Here is a 22921-nt window from a genome sequence, read left to right as displayed (position 1 = left end):
GAACAGCGATTGTGTTGATATCGACAGGAAATACCCAATCCTTGAGCCCGCCGAAAAGAAATGTATCGGGAATGAAATAAAGACGAACAGGCAGGCAAAAAAAAACAGGCGACTGTGAAAGTCGCCTGTTTTTTCGCTACTGCCCGGACGAACCGATCAATCCGCCAGCCAGCCATTCTCCCAGTAACGCAGATTGTCGCCGCGCAAGATGTAGTCGCGCAGCACCACCTCGCGCAACTCGTCGCCCATGCGGTAGCTCGCATCCGGGTCGGCCAGGTGCATGCGGATTGCCTGCAGCCATTCATCCGTGGTGTTGGTCTTGATCCGTGTGCACGGCAGGTAACCGCGATAGGCCTCGGTGTCGGTGCAGATCACCGGGTAGCCGCAGGCGCCGTACTCCAGCAGACGCAGGTTGCTCTTGCAGTCGTTGAAGATGTGGAACTCCAGCGGTGCCAGGGCCAGATCGAGATTGAGGCTGGCCAGTTTCGCCGGGTACGCATCAAGGGGAATCACCCCGTGGAACTCATGCATGTAGGGACGCAGGTCGTCCGGGCACATGCCGAAAAACACCCAGTCGACCTCATCGGCCAGTTCGCGCACGACATCGGCGATCACCGCCAGGTCACCATGGTGACTGGTGCCGCCGCCCCAGCCGACGCGAGGCTTTTTCGAAGTGCGGCGCTGGCTGCGCAGGTTGCACCAGAACTCTTTCGCCAACATGTTCGGTACGACGCGAATGTCGTGATGCATGTCCGACAATGCGTTGGCCAATGGCTGAGTCGAAACCACGACACGGTCGCACATGCCGATTGCCCGGCGAACAATGCGTTCCATTTCATACTTGTCCGGCATGTTGCGGATATGCGCATTGCGATGCGGCACATCAATGACGTAGTCATCCAGCTCGTAGATGCGCCGCGCATTGAAGTAGTTGCGCAGCACCGGCATTTCGTTGACCGACGCCTCTGTGTAACGCCCTTGCAGAACGATTACATCAGGCGACATGCGCTCGATTTCAACGATCGGCGGCAGGTTCACGCTATAGCGAATCTGCCCTTGCACCCGCCCTGCCGCTTCGAGTTCGATCAGCGGTTGCGTGACACGATAGTGACCGATCGCCGAGGCGTTGATCGGCAACCCGAGAATCTTCGGCTGGGTGCCAGTGCTGAAAGGACTCCAGCCGGTGCGCAGGCCCGGTTCGAGCGTGAAGCTTGAGCCCGTGTGCTTGTGCAAAGACAGATTGGGATTGTAGGCAGGGTCACGGGCAACGACCGGCAGCCAGCGCTTGAAGAACGTTTCTTCCTGCTGATTGTGCGAGACCCCTTCCTCATCGTTGACCGCATCGACTGGCTGCGCGCCCAGCGCCAGCGCCGCATAGGGCGTCCACACCACCAGATAACCCTGGCGGGCCACGCGCAGCGCCAGATCCACTTCATACAGCATGCGCGGCAGGCTCTGCTCATCCAGGCCGCCCACTGCATCGAACACTGACTTGCGCACCATCAGGCAATCGGCGCCAACGGCGCTCAGATCCTGGACCACCTGCAAACGGAACATGTAGCCGGAGGATTGCATCGACTGGCCATAGAACGGCAAGCCGGCCGGCCCCTGCAAACCGAGCACCAGACCCGCATGCAAAACATAGCCATCAGGATTGAAAAGCTTGGCACCGACGATGCCGACTTCCGGGCGCTGCGCGTGATTGAGCAGTTCGTCGAGCCAGTCAGCCTGAGTGATCACCGTATAAGGATTGAGCAGCAGGACGTATTCGCCCCTTGCCTGACTCACGGCAAAGTTGCGCAATGCGGCGACATTGCCCTGCTGTGGGTAACTCAGCACGCGTACACGCTCGCTGCCCAATTGCGCCATGCCGTCCAGCCAGGCACGAGCCTCGGCGGTCTGACTGCCATTGTCGACCAGCAGCAGCTCATATTCGCTGTAAGCGGTTTTTTCCAGCAGGCTCTCGACGCAGCGTTGCAGCGCCGCAATCTGGTCGCGGGTCGAAATGATGATCGAGACCAGCGGCCGCTGCGCATGCCGATAATCGACTCGATTGAGCAGGTCGACACTGCCTCGGCGCAGGTCGTGGGAGATACCCAGACGGTCAAGATGAGCCGACAGCAATCGTGAATTGTTTTGCGTCACGGCCGGCAGCGACAGCCACTGGGTCAGGTCGAATGTCGACTCGATGGCAATCTCGGCCAGGTGTCCGACCGCCTGGGTGCCGTGATCCTCAACCATGCGCCAGAGCATGTCGTGAGGCGCAAGCTCAGTGAAGGTCGAATCGAAACCGCCGAGCGCCAGAAAAACCTCGCGCCGGAACGCCAGCGCGCGGCCGACATAAGGGTAGCTGCGCAGCAGATCCAGGTTGAAGTCGGGCTTGAATGCCGGCTCCACCGATTCCCCTGCGCGCAAGCTGCCTTCATCGCTGTACAGACAATGCAGGGCGCTGTTGAAGGCGATGCGCTCGGCCATCATCAGCAGGGCCGGGGGCACCAGACGATCACCGGCGCGCAGCAGATAAAACCAGTCAGCACCTTCCAGCTGCGGCAGCAGTTGATTGATCTGTTGCAGGTAATCGTCCTGCAACGGCAAATGGAACACCCGACCGTCCAGTACCGGCTCGGAACAATCGGTGGACAGTACCAGCGTCAACTCGGGTGGATAGACCTGCGCGGCGAGACTCTCCAGGGTGCGTTCCAGCGCCGCGGAACTGCCCTGCTCATCCACCACGACTGGCACGATTCGCGGCGTGGACGGCCAGCTCGCCAGCGTGTCCGGCAGCAGTCTGTTCTGCACGTCGCTGAGCCTGCGGCACTCCAGCCATTGCGCATAGAGTTCGGCAAAACTCTGGCTGTCCGCGCCGACCTGCCAGATCTGCGCACTTTGTTTGGTGCCCAGCGTGCGGCTCAGCGGCAGCTCCACCCAGACCCGGGGCGACTCATCTGCCTTGGGCATGGGCACATAACGCACCCAGCCCTTGGCGGGCGCCGATTCGCCGCTGCGCGCCTTGAGCATTTGCAGCAGCCATTGCTGCTCGACGGCCAGAGCATCCTTCATCACTTGCTGGCCACTCAGGCGATCCGGATACAGGCGTTCGATACTCAAGACATGATTGGAGATCACCGCGTTGCCGCGTCGCAGCAAACACACGAACAATGCGAAATCCAGGCTCGCCACAAAACAGTGGCCCGGCTGCGTCAACGCCGGCAGCAATTCGACAACGTCGGCGCGGCGGAACAGGGCATTACTGAAACCACCGAGAAGGTTCGACGGGAACGTCTCGAAGAGCGCCAGCAGGTCCTCCCCCTTGAACAACCCACTGACCGGTGACAGTGGCGTATTTTCCAGGCGTGAAGGCAGGACCATGTCGTCGGCGTCCCAGAACAGACGCTGGGCCAGCACCAGATTGACTTCGTCACGATTGGCCAAGACATCAGCCTGACGCTCGATACAGCTGGCGAACAGCTGATCGTCGTCACACAAAAACTTGATGAATTCGCCCTGGGCCAGATCCAGGCAGGCTTGCAGATTGCCGACCATGCCCAGGGTGCGCGGGTTACGCACGTAATGCACGACAACCCCGCTCTGCTCGGTTATCGCCGCGACGATGGCTTCGATTTCAGGACCACGACTGTCATCACACACGATGATTTCGAGATGGCCATAGCCCTGGCTGACGGCGCTGCGCAATGCGCGCTCGAAGAAGCGCGGGTTGAAGGCAGGAATGACAAGGCTGACGAGGGGAAGTGAATTCACGGCGGGCTCGCAGGCGGTACGAGCCCGCTCGGTAAAGCGAGCCCATGAAACCGCAAAAAACATTAACTGAGGAACTGGGCAAACGGGCGCTCGCGCGCCCGTTCAGTGTCAGATCTTGTTGAACAGACCCAACTGACTGATTTTGCTGAAGGCCAATTGCGAGGCTTGCAGCATGGTCTGCTGCAACGTCAGGCGGGTCATCACCTCGGCCGGATCCGAGTCACGGATCGAACCCTGGGTCATGGTATTGGCCTGGATCAGACTCTGGTTAGTCGTGTCCTGGTCGTCGAGCGACTGTCCACGAGCACCGATCGAGGTCACGGCAGCGCCAATCTGATTGGAGGCGCTGTCGAGGTTGCCCAACGCCGACTCCATGGCCCCCTGGAATTTCTGCTTGACCACCGGATCACCATCGACCGGCAGGTTCAGCGCCGTGACCATCTGGCCCAGGGTGTCGAGCACGTTCTGGGTCTGGTGGTTGTTGGACTGGATCGAGAACTGATCGCCCGCGCCCGGCGTACCGCCGATGGCGAAAGTCACACCGGCAGCCGTGGCGTTGCCACCGACCATGGTGCCCGAGGACACCGGTTTGCTGTCAGCGGTCACGGGGGCCGCGTACAGATCGAAGTCGGTGGCGCTGGTGAACTTCAGCACCGCACCGCCGCCCGACGGGAAAGCCCCACTGTAGGCCGCTTGGTCGGTCACGCTGGCGCCGGTGATCACTGCGGTCGACGGGTTGCCGGGGCTGCGCGCGGTGGTGAAAGAGTCAGGCGTGGCCGACAGCTGGAAGCTGTGACCGGCGATGACCGCGTCCGGATTGGTGTCACCGGCCTTGAGGTTGATGTTCAACTTCAAGTCGACGCCGCGGAAGCTGACGGCCTGGTTGGTGCCGTTGCTGTTGCTGATCACGCCGTTCTGGCTGGCTTCGGACGTCACGTCGTTGCCCAGGGCATCGGTGATCTTCAACTGGGTGCTGCTGACAAAACTGACAGTGTATGGCTGTCCGCCGGAGAATTTGGCGTTGTATGTCGCCGCTGTGCCGACCGTACCGTTGGACAGCACCACACGACCGTCATCCACCGCCGGAGCGGTCATGTTGGTCTGGGTGCGGCTGGTGTTGATGGTCTGCTGGAACGCATCCCAACCGGTGGTGTTGGTCGCGACCGACATGCCGTCACCAATGCCCAGGTTGATCTGAGTCTGGTCACCGTTGTAGGTGTAGGTGCCGTCGACGTTCTGCGAGTACGGCGCGGTATCGGTCTTGGAACCGGAGAACAGATAGTTGCCGTTGGCGTCCTTGGAATTCATCAGGCCCAGCACCTGTTGCTGGATCTGGCCCAGTTCCGCCGCGTACGCCTTGCGGTCAGCATCGGTGGCGATGCCGTTGTTGGCCGCCAGGCCGATTTCCTTGGCGCGCTGCAGTGCCGTGGTGATGGAGTTCAATGTGGACTCCTGCACGGTCAGCGCGCTCTTGGTGGTGTCGATGTTGCCCTGATACTGGTCGAGCATCGCACTTTGCTGACCCAGCTTGAGCAGACGACCGGCGCCGATCGGATCGTCGGCAGCGGTGTTGATGCGCTGCAGGCTGCTCGCTTCGTTGGCGGTCGCGACCGTCTTGCTGTAGTTGCGCTGATATTGAGCAGCTTGCGTCGCGTAATACTGGGCGGTGGAAATGCGCATGAATTACGACTCCTTAAAGACTGTTGATCAGCGTGGCGAAAGTTTCCTGCGCAGCTTTGATGATCTGCGAAGACGCTGTGTAGTACTGCTGATACTTGACCAGGTTGCCGGTCTCTTCATCGAGGTTGACCTGGGACAGCGAATCGCGCGCGCCCTTGGCCTGATCGAGGATCACCGAAGTGGCGTCGCTGTCGGACTTGCTCTGCGCAGCCTTGGTACCGACGTTGGTCACCAGTTTGTTGTAGGCGTCGGTCAAGCTGATGCCTTTGCTGCCGCTGCCGGTGTCCACGGTCTGCTTGGTCTGCAGGCCAACCAGCGCCTGGGCGTTGCGGTTGTCCGAAGAGGCTGCGCCGGTCAGGTTGATGGTGAAGGTCTCGCCGGACTTCGGCGTCGCGCCCACGGTGGTCTGCACGGTGAAGGTCTTCTGCACGTTCGGCGTGACAGTGGTGTCCATCACCGGCGCACCGGTGGAGTCGACCATGCCGACCTTGAGGTTCAAGGTGTTGGCCTGCCCCGGCACGATGGTGCCCGAACCGATGGTGTTGCCCTTGGCGTCGACCATGTTGTACGACTGGCTGCCGCTGGCGACCGCACCGAACACCAGTTTGACCGGCGTCGAATATTTGAGCGCATTCTGCAACTCGGTCTGCGACGCCGGGTTGTAGATGTCGATCGAATCGGTCAGCGTCGGCTGGGTGTAGGTACCGGAGTTGTTGGCACTGGCCACCCCGGTCAGCGGTGCTGCCGCAGCGATTTTCTTCGGATCGGTCAGCACGGTCTGGATGGAACTGGCCGCGTTACGGGTCGGCGTCACCTTGAAGGTGTCGCCAGCGCTCAGGGCGCCGCCGTTGAGGGCCAGGGTGAAGCCGTCGATCACCGGCGGTGGCGTCGTCGTGGTGCTGAACGAGCCCATGTCGGTGCCATCGGAGCGCTTGACCGAATAGTTGGTGGCGCTGGTGAAGGTCACCTGATAATCGCTGGTGGTCAGCTTGCCGGTGTCCTTGATGGTGACATCGAGGTTGCCCGAGCCTGCGCTGTTGCCCGACTGCGCAATGCTGCGCTGACTGACCAGCGCGGCACTGTTGATGTTGTTGAAGAGCGCTGCGCCGAAGTCACCGTTCTTGTCGATGCCCTGGGCTTGCTGGCTGTTGATCTGATCGGCGACGACCAGCGCGACACGCCCCAGCTCATTGAGCGACGGATCGAGCACTTCCTTGCGATAGGTCAGCAGGCCGCCGATTTCGCCGCCGCTCATGGCCGACGTGATGTCGATGACGCTTGAGCCACGGTCCATCTGAATGGCCATGCGCGTCGGATCGTCCTTGCTCGGCACGGTGCTCAGGGTGTTGGTGGTGTTGCCGATCACCAGCGGCTGGCCGGTGCCGATATACACGTCAAAACTGGTGCCACGTTCGACGACCTGTGCACCGGTCAGCTCGGAGAGCTGGCGCACCGCTTCGTTACGGGTGTCGAGCAGGTCGTTCGGCTGGCCGCCGCTGGTGGAAATCTCGCCGATCTTCTGGTTCAGGTTGGCAATCGAAGTCGCCAGTTTGTTGACCTGGGAGGTCATGTCGCCCAGGTTGCCGTTGATCGTGGTGTTCTGATCGTTCAGCTGTTTGGCCAGCGCATTGAAACGGCTGGTCAGCGCCTGCGCACCCGTCAGCACCGACTGACGAGAAGTGTCGTCAGTGGCCGAGGTCGCCACGCCCTGCATCGTGGTGAAGAACTTCTGCAGCACACCGGTCAGGCCAGTGTTGGTATCGGACATCGAGGCATCCAGCGCAGTGGCCTGGGCACCGTACGCAGCCGCTTCGCTGTTGAGCGAGGTGGCGGTATGCAGCTGGTTTTCGAGGTAAGAGTTGTAGACCCGGCGCACGTCAGCCAGGGTGGTACCGGTACCGATGAAGACGTTGCCGAACTGCTGCGAGGCCTTGGTGCCCTGCACGGTTTGCTGGCGTGAATAACCGGCGGTGTCGACGTTGGCAATGTTGTTACCTGTCGTCGCCAGAGAGGAAGAGCTCGCGGCCAACCCCGACATCCCGATATTGAGCAAACTCATGATTCAAACCTTACCGTATGTTTATAGAGGCGTCGTGGAAACGCCGGCCGCAGCGTAGTTTTCGAAACTGTTCATCTGCTTGGCTATCTGCGAAATCTTCGTCGCGTAGTTCGGGTCGGTCGCGTAACCGGCCTTTTGCAACTCGCGTACAAACTGTTCTGGGTTATCGGCCGACTTCACCACATCTTGATAGCGATTGTTGGTCTGCAGCAAAGTCACCAGATCGTGGAAACTGTCCTTGTACGAGGCGTAGGAACGGAACTGCGCCGTCTCCTTGACCATCTGCCCGTTGCGGAACTCGCTGGTGATCGCCCGGGCCGAATCGCCGGTCCAGTTGCTGCTGGCCTTGATCCCGAACAGGTTGTGACTGCTGCTGCCATCCTGGGCGCGCATGACCGATTTGCCCCAGCCGGTTTCCAGTGCGGCTTGCGCCACCAGATAACGCGGATCGACGCCAATACGCGCAGCGGCTTCTTTGGCCATCGGCAGCATGGTGTTGACGAATTCGTCGGCGGAGCTGAAGGCGCGCTTGGCCGGCGCCAGCGGAATCTGCGCCATTGCCCGGCCGTAAATCTGCATCTGCCCGCCGGACGCCTTGGCGTCTTCGGCACGGCTCAGCCAGTCGCCGTTGTACAGCGGGCCGGCGCCGGTGGCGGCCGTGGTCGCGGTGCGTTGCGGCAACGCATTGGCGGCGGCCGGCGTGGCCGACGGCACCAGACCGGCGAGCAAACGATCGGCCAGCTTTGGTGGCAGCGCCAGGCGACGCTTGTTGATCATCGCCATGTCATTGCTGTGCGAGGCTTCGGTATTGGCGACACGCCCGGAACGCGAGGCCCACAACGGACGCTCGCCATTGAGCCGCGATAACGGCCCGCTGGTGGCGGTGGTGCCGGCAGCAATCGGGGTCTGCACCGCAGCGGCTTTCGCCGCCTCTTGCTTGGCGGCGGACGCGGCTGCAGCCTCACCCGGCGCCAGCGGCTTGTTCCTCGACATCTGCTTCATCAGCACGTCGGCCAGACCGATACCACCGCCCTCGCGGGACAGCGACACCGCCAGTTGCTGGTCGTACATTTCCTGATATTGCTTGGCCGCCGGGGTGTTCATCGGGTTGTCTTTACCCAGCGCCTCGGTGGCCGAACGCATCGACTTGAGCATTTCGCCGAGGAACAGCGATTCGAATTCCTGCGCCACCTTGCGCATGTTCGCATCGCTGTTCTTGTCGCCGACCTTGAGCTGGTTCAGACGATTGAGGTCGGAGTACGACCCCGAATCGCCCGTGCCCACCAGACTGCCTTTGCGCATATCCATGGTCGCCGTCCTCAGATCACGATCAGGTCGGCTTGCAACGCGCCGGCCTGCTTGAGTGCTTCGAGAATGGCCATCAGGTCGCCCGGTGCCGCGCCGACCTGATTCACCGCCCGCACGATTTCGTCGAGGGTGGTGCCCGGGCCGAACTTGAACATCGGCTTGGCTTCCTGCTGGGCATTGACCCGCGAGCGTGGCACCACGGCGGTCTGCCCATTGGACAACGGGCCCGGCTGGCTGACGATCGGGTCTTCGGTGATGGTCACGGTCAGGCTGCCGTGGGTCACGGCCGCCGGCGAAACTTTCACGTTCTGGCCGATCACGATGGTGCCGGTACGCGAGTTGATGATGACTTTCGCCACCGCCTGACCCGGGTCGACTTCAAGGTTTTCGAGGATCGACAGATAGTCGACGCGCTGGCTCGGATCCAGCGGCGCGGTCACACGGATCGAGCCACCGTCGATGGCTTGCGCCACGCCAGGGCCGAGCATGTCGTTGATCTTGTCGACGATGCGCTTGGCAGTGGTGAAGTCGGAACGGTTGAGGTTCAGCGTCAGGCTGTTGCCTTGGTTGAAACCGCTCGGCACCGAACGCTCAACCGACGCACCACCGGGGATACGACCGGCCGACGGAACGTTGACGGTGATCTTCGAACCGTCACGACCTTCGGCATCGAAACCACCGACCACCAGGTTGCCCTGAGCGATGGCGTAGACGTTGCCGTCGATACCCTTGAGCGGGGTCAGCAACAGGGTGCCGCCGCGCAGGCTCTTGGAGTTACCGATCGAAGACACGGTGATGTCGACCTGCTGCCCCGGTTTGGCGAACGCCGGCAGATCGGCACTCACCGACACCGCCGCGACGTTTTTCAACTGCACGTTGCCCGACCCTGGCGGCACCTTGATGCCGAACTGCGAGAGCATGTTGTTGAAGGTCTGCAGGGTGAACGGGGTTTGCGTCGTCTGGTCGCCGGTACCGTTAAGCCCGACCACCAGGCCGTAACCGATCAACTGGTTGGAACGCACGCCGGAAATGCTGGCGATATCTTTCAGCCGCTCGGCGTGGGCACCAAAGGCTGCGGACAACAGGGCCGCAGCCAGCATGAGGCTCTTGAAATTCAAAGTCGCCACCTAGAAAGGGAACAGCGGGCTGAGGAAGAAACGGTCGAACCAGCCTGGCTGACTCGCATCGGCAAACGAACCGGTGCCCGAGTAGGTGATGCGCGCATCGGCGACGCGGGTCGACGACACGGTGTTGTCGGTGGCGATGTCATCGGCACGCACCAGACCGGCGATCCGCACCAGCTCATCGCCGGTGTTGAGGGTCATCCACTTCTCACCGCGCACGGCGATGATGCCGTTGGGCAGCACGTCGGCCACGGTCACGGTGATCGAGCCGGTCAGGGTGTTGCCCTGCGCCGCCTTGCTGTCGCCCTTGGTCGCGCGGTCGCCGCTGTAGCCGACGTCCAGGCTCAGGTCATTGCCACCCAACGGGTTGTTGGTGGTGCCACTGCCGCCAAACAGCGAAGTCAGGCCGATGCCGGTCTTGCTGTTCTTGGCCACTTGGGAGTTAGCGTTTTTGCTGGCCTGAGTCTTCTCGTTCAGGGTGATGGTGATGATGTCACCGACCCGGAACGCCTTGCGGTCGCTGTACAGGTTCTGCTCGAAGCCGGCCTGATAGATCGAGCCGTTATTGGCGGCTGCCGGCAACGGCGTGCGCGGCAACACCGGAGCGTAATAAGGGTCATTGGGCTTGGGCGTCGGTGCGACGCAGCCCGCGAGCGAGACGACCCCACCCAATGCCAGAACAGATACGAAGCGTTTCATGACCCTACCTCACGGTGTTGCTGGCGACCGCATGGCCGCCCCATAGACTTGATTACAGATTCTGCGTTACGAACGAGAGCATCTGGTCGGCGGTGGAGATCACCTTGGAGTTCATCTCGTAGGCGCGCTGAGTGGTGATCATGTTGACCATCTCTTCAACGGTGCTGACGTTGGAACCTTCCAGGGTGTTCTGCAGCGTGGTACCGAAACCGTTCAGGCCCGGGGTGCCGATTTGCGGCGCGCCCGAAGCAGCGGTTTCCAGGAACAGGTTGTTGCCCACTGCTTGCAGACCGGCCGGGTTGATGAAGTCGGCGGTTTGCAGGTTGCCGATCACCTGAGCGGCCGGGTTGCCTGGCACCGTGATCGACACGGTGCCGTCGGTGCCGACGGTGAAGCTCTGGGCGTTGTTCGGGATGACGATGGCCGGCTCCAGGGCGAAACCGCTGGCGTTGACGATCTGGCCGTTGGAGTCAAGGTGGAAAGTACCGTCACGGGTATAGGACGTGGTGCCGTCCGGCTGCAGGATCTGAAAGAAACCGCGACCGTCGATGGCCATGTCCAGCGGCTGCTCGGTGGTTTGCAGGCTGCCGGCGGTGAAGTTTTTCTGGGTGCCGACGATGCGCACACCGGTACCCAGTTGCAGACCCGACGGCAGTTCGCTGTCCTGGGTCGACTGGGCGCCTGGCTGACGCTTGATCTGGTACAGCAAGTCCTGGAACTCGGCACGGTCACGTTTGAAACCCGTGGTCGAGACGTTCGCCAGGTTGTTGGAAATGGTGGTCAGGTTGGTGTCCTGGGCGGACAGACCGGTTTTGGCAACCCATAGAGCCGGAAGCATTCGATTCTCCTCGTGCGCCTGTTTTACGGCGCGACGTTCTGATAATTAGCTGATCTGCAAGACCCGAGCCATGGCCTGGTCGTCGTCTTTGGCGGTGTTCATCATCTTGACGTGCAACTCGAACTGCTTGGCCAGGGCCAGCACCGAGGTCATTTCTTCCACGGCATTGACGTTGCTCGACTCAAGGAAACCCGACACCAGTTTGACGTTGGCATCGGCCGGCGCCGGTTGGCCGTCCTTGGTGTAGATCGAGCCATCGAGGCCTTTGTTGAGGTTCTTGATGTCCGGGTTGACCAGTTTGATCCGGTCGACTTCCGCCATGACGCGCGGGCCTTCGCCCATCGCACGAATACTGATGGTGCCGTCTTCACCGACTTCGACCTGCTGCTCCGGCGGCACGGCGATCGGACCGCCATTGCCGAGTACCGGCATGCCGTTGCCGGCGCGCAATACGCCGAGGGCGTCGATGTTCAGGCTGCCGGTGCGCACGTAGCTTTCACCACCGTTGGGGTTCTGCACGGCAATAAAACCGTTGCCGGTCACGGCCACGTCGAGATCACGGCCGGTCTGCACCAGCGAACCGGCGGTGAAGTCGGTGGCGGGCCGTTCGCTCATGGCAAACGCACGCGCCGGAAAGCTGTCACCGAACACCGGCATCGAACGCGCCTGCTCCAGGTCGCGCTGAAAACCATTGGTGGAGATGTTCGCCAGGTTGTTGGCATGGGCCTTTTGCGCCAGTGCGTTCTGACTGGCGCCGGTCATTGCCACATAAAGGTACTTGTCCACACTCTTTCCTCTGCATGCCGGACGTTTGCCGCCCACCGCTGTACTGCTGAGCCATAAGCAATTTGCAGACCAACTTTTTTCTGGCGGCTTGCAGCCCGGTAAACAAAGGACTTGCGGGGTTTTGCGGGGGAACTGGAAATGTATCGAAGTCGAAAAACCGGCGGTGTTATGCCGCTAGGCGGCAATCCCGATTTTTGCAGATGGAAAAAGAACCTTGTGGTGAGGGAGCTTGCTCCCGCTGGGTTGCGTAGCAACCCCAAACCCATTCAATACGGTGTATCAGACAAACCGCATTGATCCGGTTTACGACTGCTGCGCAGCCGAGCGGGAGCAAGCTCCCTCGCCACAATGGTTACTCGGCAGAATCTTTACCGACTTCGTATTCACGCAGCTTGTTGGCAATGGTGGTATGCGAAACCCCCAACCGCTTCCCCAGTTGCCGACTGCTCGGGTGCTCGGAATACAGGCGTTCCAAGACGGCTTTTTCAAAGCGCCCGACGATCTCGTCCAGCCCACCCTCCAGCGAGAAATCGCCAAGCGGCTGACGCACGCCGTAATCCGGCAGGCGGATGTGCTCGACCTTGACCGTGCCGCCGTCACACAGCGAAACCGCCTGAAACAGCACGTTCTCCAGCTGCCGCACGTTGCCCGGCCAGTGATAATGGCTGAGGCGATCCATCGCCGCCGGCGCCAGTTTCGGCAGCGAGCAGCCGATCTGGCGGCTGGCCTGATCGAGGAAATGCTCGACCAGCGGGGTCAAACCGTCGAGGCATTCGCGCAGCGGCGGAATGTGCAGCGACAACACGTTCAAGCGGTGATAAAGATCCTGACGAAATTCGCCACGGGCGCACAATTCGGACAGGTCGACCTGGGTCGCGCAGATCACCCGCACATCCAGATACACCTCTTCATCACTGCCGACCCGGCGGAAGCAGCCGTCCTGCAGAAAGCGCAGCAGCTTCACCTGCAAGCGCGGGCTCATTTCGCCGACGCCATCGAGGAACAGGGTGCCGCCTGCCGTCAGCTCCAGCAGGCCAAGCTTGCCTTCGGCGCGCGCCCCTTCGAACGCGCCGGGGCCGTAGCCGAACAGTTCGGTCTCGGCCATCGACTCCGGAAGTCCTGCGCAGTTAAGCGCCATCAGCGGCGACTGCCCGCGCGGACTGGCGAGGTGACAGGCGCGGGCGAGCAATTCTTTGCCGGTGCCGGTTTCGCCTTCGATCAATAGCGGCGCATCCAGCGGCGCCATGCGCCGCGCTTCACGCACGACAGCGGCCATTACCTTCGAACTCTGGAAAATACTGTCGAAGCCGCGCAGCTCCTGTTTACGCACGTTATAGATGCGCTCGCCGACGCGATCGGCGCGGTGCAAGGTCAGTACCGCACCGGCCATGGCCTCACTGTCGTCATGTTCCGATTGCAGCGGCGCGATGTCGGCGAGAAAGATGTCGCCCTTGACCTTGACGCGCATGCCGTTGATTCGCGATTTGTTGGCGCGCACCAGTTCCGGCAGGTCGAAATCCTCGGCATAGCGCGACAGCGGAATCCCCGGCACTTCATCCACGCGCACTCCGAGCAACTGCGCCGCCGCGCGGTTGGCAGCAACGATCGAGCCGCCCATGTCGATCGACAGCACCGGGAATTCCAGCGCGCCGAGCAACGCGTTCAGCTCCATGTGCCGACGCTCGCTGGGCATCAGCCCGACGCGCTTGACGCCAAACACCCCGGCAATCGCCTCGAATTTGGGCCGCAGCGCCTGGAACTGGATGTTGATGAGGTTCGGGCAGTGCAGGTAGATCGCATTGCCGTGCTCACCACCGACCTCGCCGCGCGCCACGTTGATCCCGTACTCCACCAACAAGTTGAGGATGTCGCGCAGGATGCCGATGCGGTTTTGGCAGTGGACTTTGATACGCATATGAATGACCCGAAAAATTGGGATTGAACACAACTCCTGTGGGAGCGAGCTTGCTCGCGAAGGCGTCAGCACATCCAACATTGATGTGTCAGACCTAGCGCGTTCGCGAGCAAGCTCGCTCCCACAGGGTATTGCGGTGCGCCCGGAACCCATTTTTCTGTCGAGGCGCGCAGATTGTTGTCAAGATTATGTGACAGCAACCGCCGTTTTCAAACCTGCAAATCACCGCAAACCCGAGATACGCGCCAATGCGTAACGATTTTTTTACGAAATCCAGCGACTTTTCCTACGAGACATGCGTTCAACCTGCTGCATCCCACCCCGCTCTCAGGTAATTCTGAAGCCATCGCTGGACATAACAAGAACGAATTCCCCTAGCAGGAGAGCAGTATGAAGCAGACGCAATACGTGGCCCGCGAGCCCGATGCGCAAGGTTTTATCGACTACCCCGCCGAAGAACATGCGGTGTGGAACACGCTGATCACTCGCCAGTTGAAAGTGATCGAGGGTCGGGCGTGCCAGGAGTACCTGGACGGTATCGAAAAACTCGGTCTGCCCCACGACCGCATTCCGCAGCTCGGCGAGATCAACAAGGTGCTCGGTGAGACCACCGGTTGGCAGGTTGCCCGCGTCCCGGCACTGATTCCCTTCCAGACCTTCTTCGAATTGCTCGCCAGCAAACAGTTTCCGGTGGCCACGTTCATTCGTACCCGCGAAGAACTGGACTATCTGCAAGAGCCGGACATTTTCCACGAGATCTTCGGTCACTGCCCGCTGCTGACCAACCCGTGGTTCGCCGAATTCACCCACACCTACGGCAAACTCGGCCTGCAGGCCACCAAGGAAGAGCGTGTGTACCTGGCGCGCCTGTACTGGATGACCATCGAGTTCGGCCTGGTCGATACCCCGCAAGGCAAACGCATCTACGGCGGCGGCATCCTGTCCTCGCCGAAGGAAACCGTTTACTCGCTGTCGGAAGAGCCAGAACATCAGGCCTTCGATCCGCTGGAAGCCATGCGCACACCGTATCGCATCGATATCCTGCAGCCGCTGTATTTCGTCCTGCCAAACCTCAAGCGCCTGTTCGACGTTGCCCATGAAGACATCATGGCCATGGTTCGCCAAGGCATGCAGCTGGGGTTGCACGCACCGAAATTTCCGCCAAAACCGAAAGCCGCGTGATCCGCGACTTTTGCTGAGAATTGAGTCTGTCAGTCGCCGCCACTTTGGTTTAGCGTGACGGCATTGACGGGCCGATAGCTTCTATAAAAAAAACACACTCGATTTCAGGAATCACACCATGTCCACTTTGAACCAAGCCCACTGCGAAGCCTGCCGTGCCGATGCGCCACAAGTCAGCGACGAAGAACTGCCGATCCTGATCAAGCAGATCCCGGACTGGAACATCGAAGTACGCGACAGCATCATGCAGCTGGAGAAGGTCTTCCTGTTCAAGAACTTCAAACACGCACTGGCCTTCACCAACGCCGTCGGCGAGATTTCCGAGGCCGAAGGTCACCATCCGGGTCTGTTGACCGAGTGGGGCAAAGTCACCGTGACTTGGTGGAGCCACTCGATCAAAGGCCTGCACCGCAACGACTTCATCATGGCCGCACGCACTGACGAAGTGGCCAAGACCGCAGAAGGACGCAAGTAATGCACTTCGACGCCATCGGCCGGGTACCCGGCGACCCGATCCTCGGTTTGATGGAGGCCTATGCGCAGGACACTAACCCGCGCAAGTTCGACCTCGGCGTTGGCGTCTACAAGGATGCCCAGGGCCTGACGCCGATCCCCGAGGCGGTGAAAATCGCCGAGGCGCGACTGGTCGAAAGCCAGGACACCAAGACCTACATCGGCGGTCACGGCAATCCATTGTTCGGCAAGGTCGTCAATGAGCTGGTGCTCGGCGCCAACTCGAAGCTGATCGCCGAACAGCGCGCCGGCGCCACCCAGACCCCGGGCGGCACTGGTGCCCTGCGTCTGGCTGCCGACTTCATCGCCCAGTGCCTGCCGGGCAAAGGCGTGTGGCTGAGCAACCCGACCTGGCCGATCCACGAAACTATCTTTGCTGCGGCCGGGGTCAAGGTCAGTCACTACCCCTACGTGGGCAGCAACAACCGCCTCGACGTCGATGCGATGCTGGCCGTGCTTGACGAAGTGCCGCAAGGCGACGTGGTGCTACTGCATGCGTGCTGCCACAACCCGACCGGTTTCGACCTGAACCATGACGACTGGCAGCGCGTGCTCGACGTCGTGCGCCGCCGTGACCTGCTGCCGCTGATCGACTTTGCCTACCAGGGCTTTGGCGATGGTCTGGAGCAGGACGCGTGGTCGACCCGGCTGTTCGCCGCCGAAGTACCCGAGCTGCTGATTACCAGTTCCTGCTCGAAGAACTTCGGCCTGTATCGCGACCGCACCGGCGCATTGATTGTCTGCGCGAAAACCGCCGACAAGCTGACCGACATTCGCAGTCAACTGGCCAACATCGCCCGCAACCTGTGGTCAACGCCACCGGATCACGGTGCGGCCGTGGTCGCGACCATCCTCGCCGATCCGGAGCTGAAAGCCCGCTGGGCCGACGAAGTGGAAGCCATGCGCTTGCGCATCGCCCAATTGCGCAGCGGTCTGGTCGAAGCACTGGAGCCGCACGGCTTGCGTGAGCGCTTTGCGCACATTGGCGTGCAACGCGGCATGTTCTCCTACACCGGGCTGTCACCGGAGCAGGTCAAACAACTGCGTGAGCAGCACAGCGTGTACATGGTCAGTTCAGGCCGGGCCAACGTCGCCGGGATCGATGCCACGCGCCTGGCGCTGCTGGCACAAGCCATCGCTGACGTCAGCAAATAGATCCAGCCACTGCAATACCCCTGTAGGAGCTGCCGCAGGCTGCGATCTTTTGATCTTTGTTTTTAAAATCAAAGTCTAAAGATCGCAGCCTTCGGCAGCTCCTGCATTTGTTCGCGGCGCCTCCCCCTGCGGCCATCTGTCGCATTATTTTGAATTAAAAGTCTGTTTGTCATTTTTCCTGCTGTATCCTGCGCAGGCTTTCAAGAAGCGCGGATCTACCAGATCTATCAACAGACTTAGCGAGGAGCGCAACCATGCACGAGATTCCTAATCTCCCCTTCCCAAGCCTGCACGTACCTGAGCAGACGACCACGCAACAAGCCGGCGCGGAGCAGCCCGAGCAGAAAGAAGCCGTTGAGAGCCGCCAGGCCGACAGCGAAGAGTAAAACCCCGCCGTACAGACCGTGTGGAAAGCGCTAAGATGCGCTTTCCACACTGCCTGAAACCGAGCCCGCCATGACCGACGAATTCTCTGAAAGCCAAGCCGCCGTCCTGATCGGCGCCACCGAAAAAATGATCGAGATCTGGCAGCGCCTCTCCCCGGAAAAACAGGCCGCCCTGCTCGCCCGTTTCGGCAGCGAAGAAAACGCTCTCGCCGCTCTGGTCACCACACAACTGGTCGCCCCGGCCAAACCCTGAAGCCAGCGCCCGGAAATAGTTTTACTTTTCCCCGCCCCTGACACGTCCGCGCCGGTATCATAAGCAGCCTATCTAATCCTGCTTTGCCGTGGATCGTTACCCATGTCGTCCTCTATGCCACAACCCCAGCGTCCCCTGGCGGTCACGCTGCAAGTCGTTTCCATCGTCCTCTTCACCTTCATCGGCTACCTGAACATCGGCATCCCGCTCGCCGTGCTGCCGGGTTACGTCCATAGTGATCTGGGCTTTGGCGCGGTGATCGCCGGGCTGGTGATCAGCGTGCAATACCTCGCCACCCTGCTCAGCCGTCCGTACGCCGGCAAGATCATCGACAATCAGGGCAGCAAGCGCGCGGTGATGATCGGTCTGGCCGGTTGCGGCTTGAGCGGCGTGTTCATGCTGATTTCGGCCTGGACACCGAACCTGCCGATGCTCAGCCTGATCAGCCTGTTGATCGGCCGACTGGTGTTGGGCAGCGCGGAAAGTCTGGTCGGCTCCGGCTCGATTGGTTGGGGCATCGGCCGGGTGGGCGCGGCGAATACCGCCAAAGTCATCTCGTGGAACGGCATCGCCAGTTACGGTGCGCTGGCGGTCGGCGCGCCGTTCGGTGTGTGGCTGGTCGGCCAGTTGGGACTGTGGAGCATGGGCGTGAGCATCATCCTGCTGGCGGCGCTGGGCCTGCTGTTGGCGTGGCCGAAAACCGCGGCGCCGATTGTCGCCGGTGAGCGCCTGCCGTTCATGCATGTGCTCGGTCGGGTGTTCCCGCACGGCTGCGGTCTGGCTCTGGGCTCGATCGGGTTCGGCACCATCGCCACCTTCATCACCCTGTATTACGCCACCCGGCACTGGGACAACGCGGTGCTGTGCCTGAGCCTGTTCGGCGCCAGCTTCATCGGCGCGCGGCTGCTGTTCGGCAACCTGATCAACCGTCTTGGCGGCTTCCGCGTGGCGATCGCCTGCCTGTCGGTGGAAACCCTTGGACTGTTGCTGCTGTGGCTGGCACCGGATGCGCATTGGGCGCTGGCCGGGGCAGCACTCAGCGGTTTCGGTTTCTCGCTGGTGTTCCCGGCGCTGGGCGTGGAAGCGGTGAATCTGGTGCCAGCCTCCAGCCGTGGTGCGGCGGTCGGCGCCTATTCGTTGTTTATCGACTTGTCACTGGGGATCACCGGGCCGTTGGCTGGGGCCATTGCGTCGGGCTTCGGTTTTGCTTCGATCTTCCTGTTTGCCGCTGTCGCCTCACTGAGCGGCCTGATCCTGAGTGTGTATTTGTACCGCATTACAGCAAAACACCACTTTCAGTAATCGCCCAATATTGGCCATTCAGGTGGTTCCGAATGGCCAATAAACACCTGCAGCTTTTATACGCTAACCATGCAAACGGAAGATGGCGAAGCTACCGCGCTCTCTATTTTTACTGGAAACAAACACAATTTTTCGATCTTCCTGGACCGCGAGATCGTGAATAATCTGATCTTTTTCTGGAAATACAATCTTTCCACCATCACCAAACCCCTCATCCCACCCCATGTCTTGTTCAAGACTGGCAATAAATGCCTGGCTATCCGACCCGCCACTCAAATAAGCATAACCTGCTACCACGGCGGTTGATTTCAAATTATAGAGGGCTGCTTTGGTTATATAGATATCGCTGAAATAATCTTTGATATATCCTCCCCATCCTTGTTTGCCAAAAAGTGGATCTTCCTCGCCTTCGAGCCCGCGACGTTGAAGCTGGAGATATAGATACTGCGGAACTCCATTATCCGAAGTACCTACAATATAAAACTGAGAACGATCGTCGCGTTTCAGAATGACGTTTTTAACCGAAGGGACTCCATCATAATATCCTTCGACCCCAAAACTGGAGTCAAGATCACCACGGGCATCATACCGACCAACAAACCAACTTTTATCACGAAGGCCTTCTGAAGCGGCGACAACATAACCAACACCTTGACGAAACATATCCTGCCCTATGACCGAAGCAGATGAACCTCGAAAAACAAGTACATACCCGCGATTACCGAACACTACGTCCAAACTACCGTTATTTTTTAACTTGACCACATAAGCTCTATCAAAAGATCCTCTGTAGTCAAGCGTGGTCAGAAGCAAAACGCCGCCATCGTCCAATAATTCCATAGTTCCGTGGTAGTCGCGCCCCTTATCCGCCAGAAGTTGCTTCACCTTCGGAACATCTGAACTTGCAGGAACAACCTCCTTCAAATCTGGAAACCACAGCATGATGCCTTTGCTGCCAAACCCTTCATCGAACTCCCCATTCAAATCGAATCGAGCCAGGCCGGTAGCACGATTAAAGCCGTCTTTACGAGCGAAGAACCCCAACACATACTTACTATGAACACTATCAAATTTCACGCTATAGGGCTGCGCCAAATCCCACCCAGGAAAAAATTCCGAGAGTTTAAAAACAACATTACCCGAATTGCCGAAGCTTTTGTCGATACGTCCTTCCTCATCAAGCATGGACAGGTAAGTTTCTTGCCGCGCCTCGTCAGTTGCGCCGCAGAGAATCCTGTTCGGATTTGAGAGGAGAGTGACGACCCGAGCTTGAAGCCTCTGACCTTGTTCTCCATATAAAACAACCTCGCTGCGCACACCAAAATCAGTATCAGGAGCACCACGCCCATCAATTAAGTTGCTCATTTGCTTTTGCTCAATCAAGAAAAGAGAGCTCAGTAAACGTGCAATAGCAATCCGGCACACCTGTCAGATATGACAGTCTGGTAGACCGATTAGTTATAAGAAAACAAAAGTTGATTGATTTTCTTATGTGCACGTGTACTTCAACATTCGGGAACTCATTTAAGTTGAGTGGTGCGCAATGGATACAATGCCCGCTCCTGATGGAATGGAACACTTTCAGGACGCCAAACCTTAAAAATCCACCTTGCCACGCCCAGCCTTGATGTTGCCGCGCTTGGTCTTGGATTCGAGCCGGCGCTTCTTCGAGCCGAGGGTCGGCTTGGTCGGGCGACGTTTCTTTTCGACCTTGGTGGCGCTGAGGATCAGCTCGACCAGACGCTCCAGCGCATCGGCACGGTTGGCTTCCTGCGTGCGGTATTGCTGAGCCTTGATGATCAGCACGCCATCGCTGGTGATGCGACTGTCACGCAGCGCCAGCAGCCGCTCCTTGTAGAACTCGGGCAAGGACGAGGCCGGAATGTCGAAGCGCAGGTGCACGGCGCTGGAGACCTTGTTGACGTTCTGTCCACCGGCGCCTTGCGCGCGAATGGCCGTCAATTCGATCTCGGCATCCGGCAGATGCACGTTATTGGAAATCACCAGCATGGAAAAGCATCCGTATTCAGAAGGTGCAGGATACGCCATCAACCCTGCAGGAGCTGCCGAAGGCTGCGATCTTTTGATCTGCTTTAAAGATCAAGATCAAAAGATCGCAGCCTTCGGCAGCTCCTACAGGGGCAATAAAAAACCCGGCACATTGGCCGGGTTTGTTGTTTGTTGCCTTAGCGCTTACTTCGAAGCACTCGCCGCGTGCAGCGCCTGCTGCGCGCCGCGCTTGTTCTTGATCACGTAGCAGACCCACATGAACACGACCCACACCGGAATCGCGTACACCGAGATCTGGATGCCAGGGATCAGCAGCATCACGCCAAGGATGAACACCACGAACGCCAGGCAGACATAGTTGCCGTACGGGTACCACAGCGCCTTGAACAGCGGCGTCTGCTGCGTCTTGTTCATGTGCTGACGGAACTTGAAGTGCGAGAAGCTGATCATCGCCCAGTTGATCACCAGGGTCGCAACCACCAGCGACATCAGCAATTCCAGCGCCTGCTGCGGGATCAGGTAATTGAGCAGCACCGCCACCAGCGTCACCGCTGCGGAAGCCAGGATCGAACGCACCGGCACGCCGCGCTTGTCGATCTTCGCCAGACCTTTGGGTGCATCACCCTGTTCGGCCATGCCCAGCAGCATGCGGCTGTTGCAGTAGGTGCCGCTGTTGTACACCGACAGTGCTGCGGTCAGGACCACGAAGTTGAGGATGTGCGCGGCGGTGTTGCTACCGAGCATCGAGAACACTTGCACGAACGGGCTGCCGCTGTACGAATCGCCGGACGCGTTGAGAGTCGCCAGCAGACTGTCCCATGGGGTCAGCGACAGCAGGATCACCAGCGCGCCGATGTAGAAAATCAGGATGCGGTAGATCACCTGATTGATCGCTTTCGGGATCACGGTTTTCGGCTTGTCCGCTTCAGCGGCGGTGAAACCGAGCATTTCCAGGCCACCGAAGGAGAACATGATGATCGCCATCGCCATCACCAGACCGCTGACGCCGTTGGGGAAGAACCCGCCGTGCGACCACAGGTTGCTGACCGAGGCCTGCGGGCCGCCATGGCCGCTGACCAGCAGGTAGCTGCCCAGCGCAATCATGCCGACAATCGCCACGACCTTGATGATCGCGAACCAGAACTCGGCTTCACCGAAGACTTTGACGTTGGCCAGGTTGATCGCGTTGATCAGCACGAAGAAGGCGGCAGCGGTGACCCAGGTCGGGATGTCCGGCGCCCAGTAGTGGATGTACTTGCCGACCGCGGTCAGCTCCGACATGCCCACCAAAATGTACAGAATCCAGCAGTTCCAGCCCGACAGGAAGCCGGCAAAACCGCCCCAGTACTTGTGCGCGAAATGGCTGAAGGAACCGGCCACCGGCTCTTCGACGATCATCTCGCCGAGCTGGCGCATGATCATGAAGGCGATGAAGCCGCAGATGGCGTAGCCGAGGATCATCGACGGGCCGGCGGATTTCAGAACCCCGGCCGAGCCGAGGAACAATCCGGTACCGATCGCACCACCGAGGGCGATCAGTTGAATATGGCGATTTTTCAGGCCGCGTTTCAGCTCGCCTGATTGCGAGTTTTGTCCACTCATGAAAAAGGTCCCACGCAAGGTTTGATGATGTTCAGTAGACGTTGCTGCAAGGTTGCGATTTCAGACAACCTCGATCAAACCCCAGCGCAAGCACCAGGAATTCAGTTTTTTTACAACGGTCATGCGTCACCTGTTTGTTTTTATCTGTGACGAAATCGAACCCGACACGCTTGTGACGTGGCGGAGTGAACAAGGCGGATAACCTTGAGGTTTACGCGATTACGCAGAGGGTCACAGTTAAAACGCGGCGCATTGTACACCGCCAACCCCCTGCTGCCAGACCCCGCTGGATCAGCGTGGCGCTTGCCGGGATTGCGTGGGTCCGCCTCGAGATGCCCGGGCGGCTGCAA

Annotated in this window: 18 protein-coding genes; 6 read left to right on the top strand and 12 right to left on the bottom strand. The window is 59.9% G+C overall.

The genetic code is table 11. From position 1 onward, the window contains the following. Positions 1-156 precede the first annotated feature (156 nt). From ABV589_RS22795 to ABV589_RS22755, 9 genes are all read right to left on the bottom strand, one after another. Positions 157-3759: a glycosyltransferase gene (locus ABV589_RS22795; protein ID WP_367083806.1), complete on the bottom strand. Its 3603-nt coding sequence runs from the start codon at positions 3757-3759 to the stop codon at positions 157-159. 108 nt (positions 3760-3867) lie between these two features. Next, a complete protein-coding gene (locus ABV589_RS22790) occupies positions 3868-5439 on the bottom strand; it encodes a flagellar hook-associated protein 3 (protein WP_367083804.1) in 1572 nt (523 codons plus the stop codon). 13 nt (positions 5440-5452) lie between these two features. Further along, on the bottom strand, positions 5453-7498 hold the full coding sequence (gene flgK, locus ABV589_RS22785; protein WP_367083802.1) for a flagellar hook-associated protein FlgK: 2046 nt from the start codon (positions 7496-7498) through the stop codon (positions 5453-5455). Between the two features lie 21 nt (positions 7499-7519). Beyond that, positions 7520-8806: a flagellar assembly peptidoglycan hydrolase FlgJ gene (gene flgJ / locus ABV589_RS22780; RefSeq protein ID WP_007965499.1), complete on the bottom strand. Its 1287-nt coding sequence runs from the start codon at positions 8804-8806 to the stop codon at positions 7520-7522. Positions 8807-8817: 11 nt separating this feature from the next. Continuing rightward, positions 8818-9906: a flagellar basal body P-ring protein FlgI gene (locus ABV589_RS22775; protein WP_161794916.1), complete on the bottom strand. Its 1089-nt coding sequence runs from the start codon at positions 9904-9906 to the stop codon at positions 8818-8820. Between the two features lie 27 nt (positions 9907-9933). Continuing rightward, positions 9934-10629: a flagellar basal body L-ring protein FlgH gene (gene flgH, locus ABV589_RS22770; RefSeq protein ID WP_007965503.1), complete on the bottom strand. Its 696-nt coding sequence runs from the start codon at positions 10627-10629 to the stop codon at positions 9934-9936. A 52-nt stretch (positions 10630-10681) separates the two neighbouring features. Continuing rightward, entirely contained in the window at positions 10682-11467 is a 786-nt protein-coding gene (flgG, locus tag ABV589_RS22765; protein WP_003222804.1) for a flagellar basal-body rod protein FlgG, read from the bottom strand. A gap of 45 nt (positions 11468-11512) precedes the next feature. Beyond that, a complete protein-coding gene (locus tag ABV589_RS22760) occupies positions 11513-12253 on the bottom strand; it encodes a flagellar basal body rod protein FlgF (protein WP_007965507.1) in 741 nt (246 codons plus the stop codon). A gap of 352 nt (positions 12254-12605) precedes the next feature. Next, positions 12606-14168 (bottom strand): sigma-54-dependent transcriptional regulator, encoded by a 1563-nt coding sequence (locus ABV589_RS22755; protein WP_367083798.1) that lies wholly within the window; start codon positions 14166-14168, stop codon positions 12606-12608. A 390-nt stretch (positions 14169-14558) separates the two neighbouring features. Here ABV589_RS22755 and phhA point away from each other — a divergent pair, with 390 nt between their 5' ends. The 6 genes from phhA (at position 14559) to ABV589_RS22725 (ending at position 18959) form a co-directional block, all read left to right on the top strand. Then, positions 14559-15350 (top strand): phenylalanine 4-monooxygenase, encoded by a 792-nt coding sequence (gene phhA, locus ABV589_RS22750; protein ID WP_367083796.1) that lies wholly within the window; start codon positions 14559-14561, stop codon positions 15348-15350. 118 nt (positions 15351-15468) lie between these two features. Further along, positions 15469-15825, top strand: a complete 357-nt coding sequence (locus tag ABV589_RS22745) for a 4a-hydroxytetrahydrobiopterin dehydratase (RefSeq protein ID WP_003222798.1) — start codon at positions 15469-15471, stop codon at positions 15823-15825. After that, positions 15825-17018 carry an amino acid aminotransferase gene (locus ABV589_RS22740; RefSeq protein ID WP_367083793.1) on the top strand — a complete coding sequence of 398 codons (1194 nt, stop codon included), beginning with the start codon at positions 15825-15827 and terminating at the stop codon, positions 17016-17018. Before ABV589_RS22745 ends, ABV589_RS22740 begins: the two co-directional genes overlap by 1 nt. Before the next feature lie 254 nt (positions 17019-17272). After that, positions 17273-17404, top strand: a complete 132-nt coding sequence (locus ABV589_RS22735; protein WP_367083791.1) for a hypothetical protein — start codon at positions 17273-17275, stop codon at positions 17402-17404. Between the two features lie 70 nt (positions 17405-17474). Next, a complete protein-coding gene (locus ABV589_RS22730; RefSeq protein WP_007965516.1) occupies positions 17475-17657 on the top strand; it encodes a hypothetical protein in 183 nt (60 codons plus the stop codon). Between the two features lie 102 nt (positions 17658-17759). After that, the gene (locus ABV589_RS22725; protein ID WP_367083789.1) at positions 17760-18959 is read left to right on the top strand and encodes an MFS transporter; all 1200 of its coding nucleotides are present in this window, start codon (positions 17760-17762) and stop codon (positions 18957-18959) included. A gap of 63 nt (positions 18960-19022) precedes the next feature. On the opposite strand, the gene ABV589_RS22720 is transcribed toward ABV589_RS22725, so the two are convergent. From ABV589_RS22720 to ABV589_RS22710, 3 genes are all read right to left on the bottom strand, one after another. Beyond that, positions 19023-20324 (bottom strand): hypothetical protein, encoded by a 1302-nt coding sequence (locus ABV589_RS22720; RefSeq protein ID WP_367083787.1) that lies wholly within the window; start codon positions 20322-20324, stop codon positions 19023-19025. Between the two features lie 231 nt (positions 20325-20555). Beyond that, the gene (gene arfB, locus ABV589_RS22715) at positions 20556-20969 is read right to left on the bottom strand and encodes an alternative ribosome rescue aminoacyl-tRNA hydrolase ArfB (RefSeq protein WP_007965520.1); all 414 of its coding nucleotides are present in this window, start codon (positions 20967-20969) and stop codon (positions 20556-20558) included. 183 nt (positions 20970-21152) lie between these two features. After that, the gene (locus ABV589_RS22710) at positions 21153-22571 is read right to left on the bottom strand and encodes an amino acid permease (protein WP_367083785.1); all 1419 of its coding nucleotides are present in this window, start codon (positions 22569-22571) and stop codon (positions 21153-21155) included. Positions 22572-22921: the final 350 nt, after the last annotated feature.

Source organism: Pseudomonas sp. HOU2 (assembly GCF_040729435.1).
In the GTDB taxonomy this organism is placed as follows: domain Bacteria; phylum Pseudomonadota; class Gammaproteobacteria; order Pseudomonadales; family Pseudomonadaceae; genus Aquipseudomonas.
Note: the sequence above shows the minus strand (reverse complement) of the source record. Positions and strands in the feature narration are given on the sequence as shown.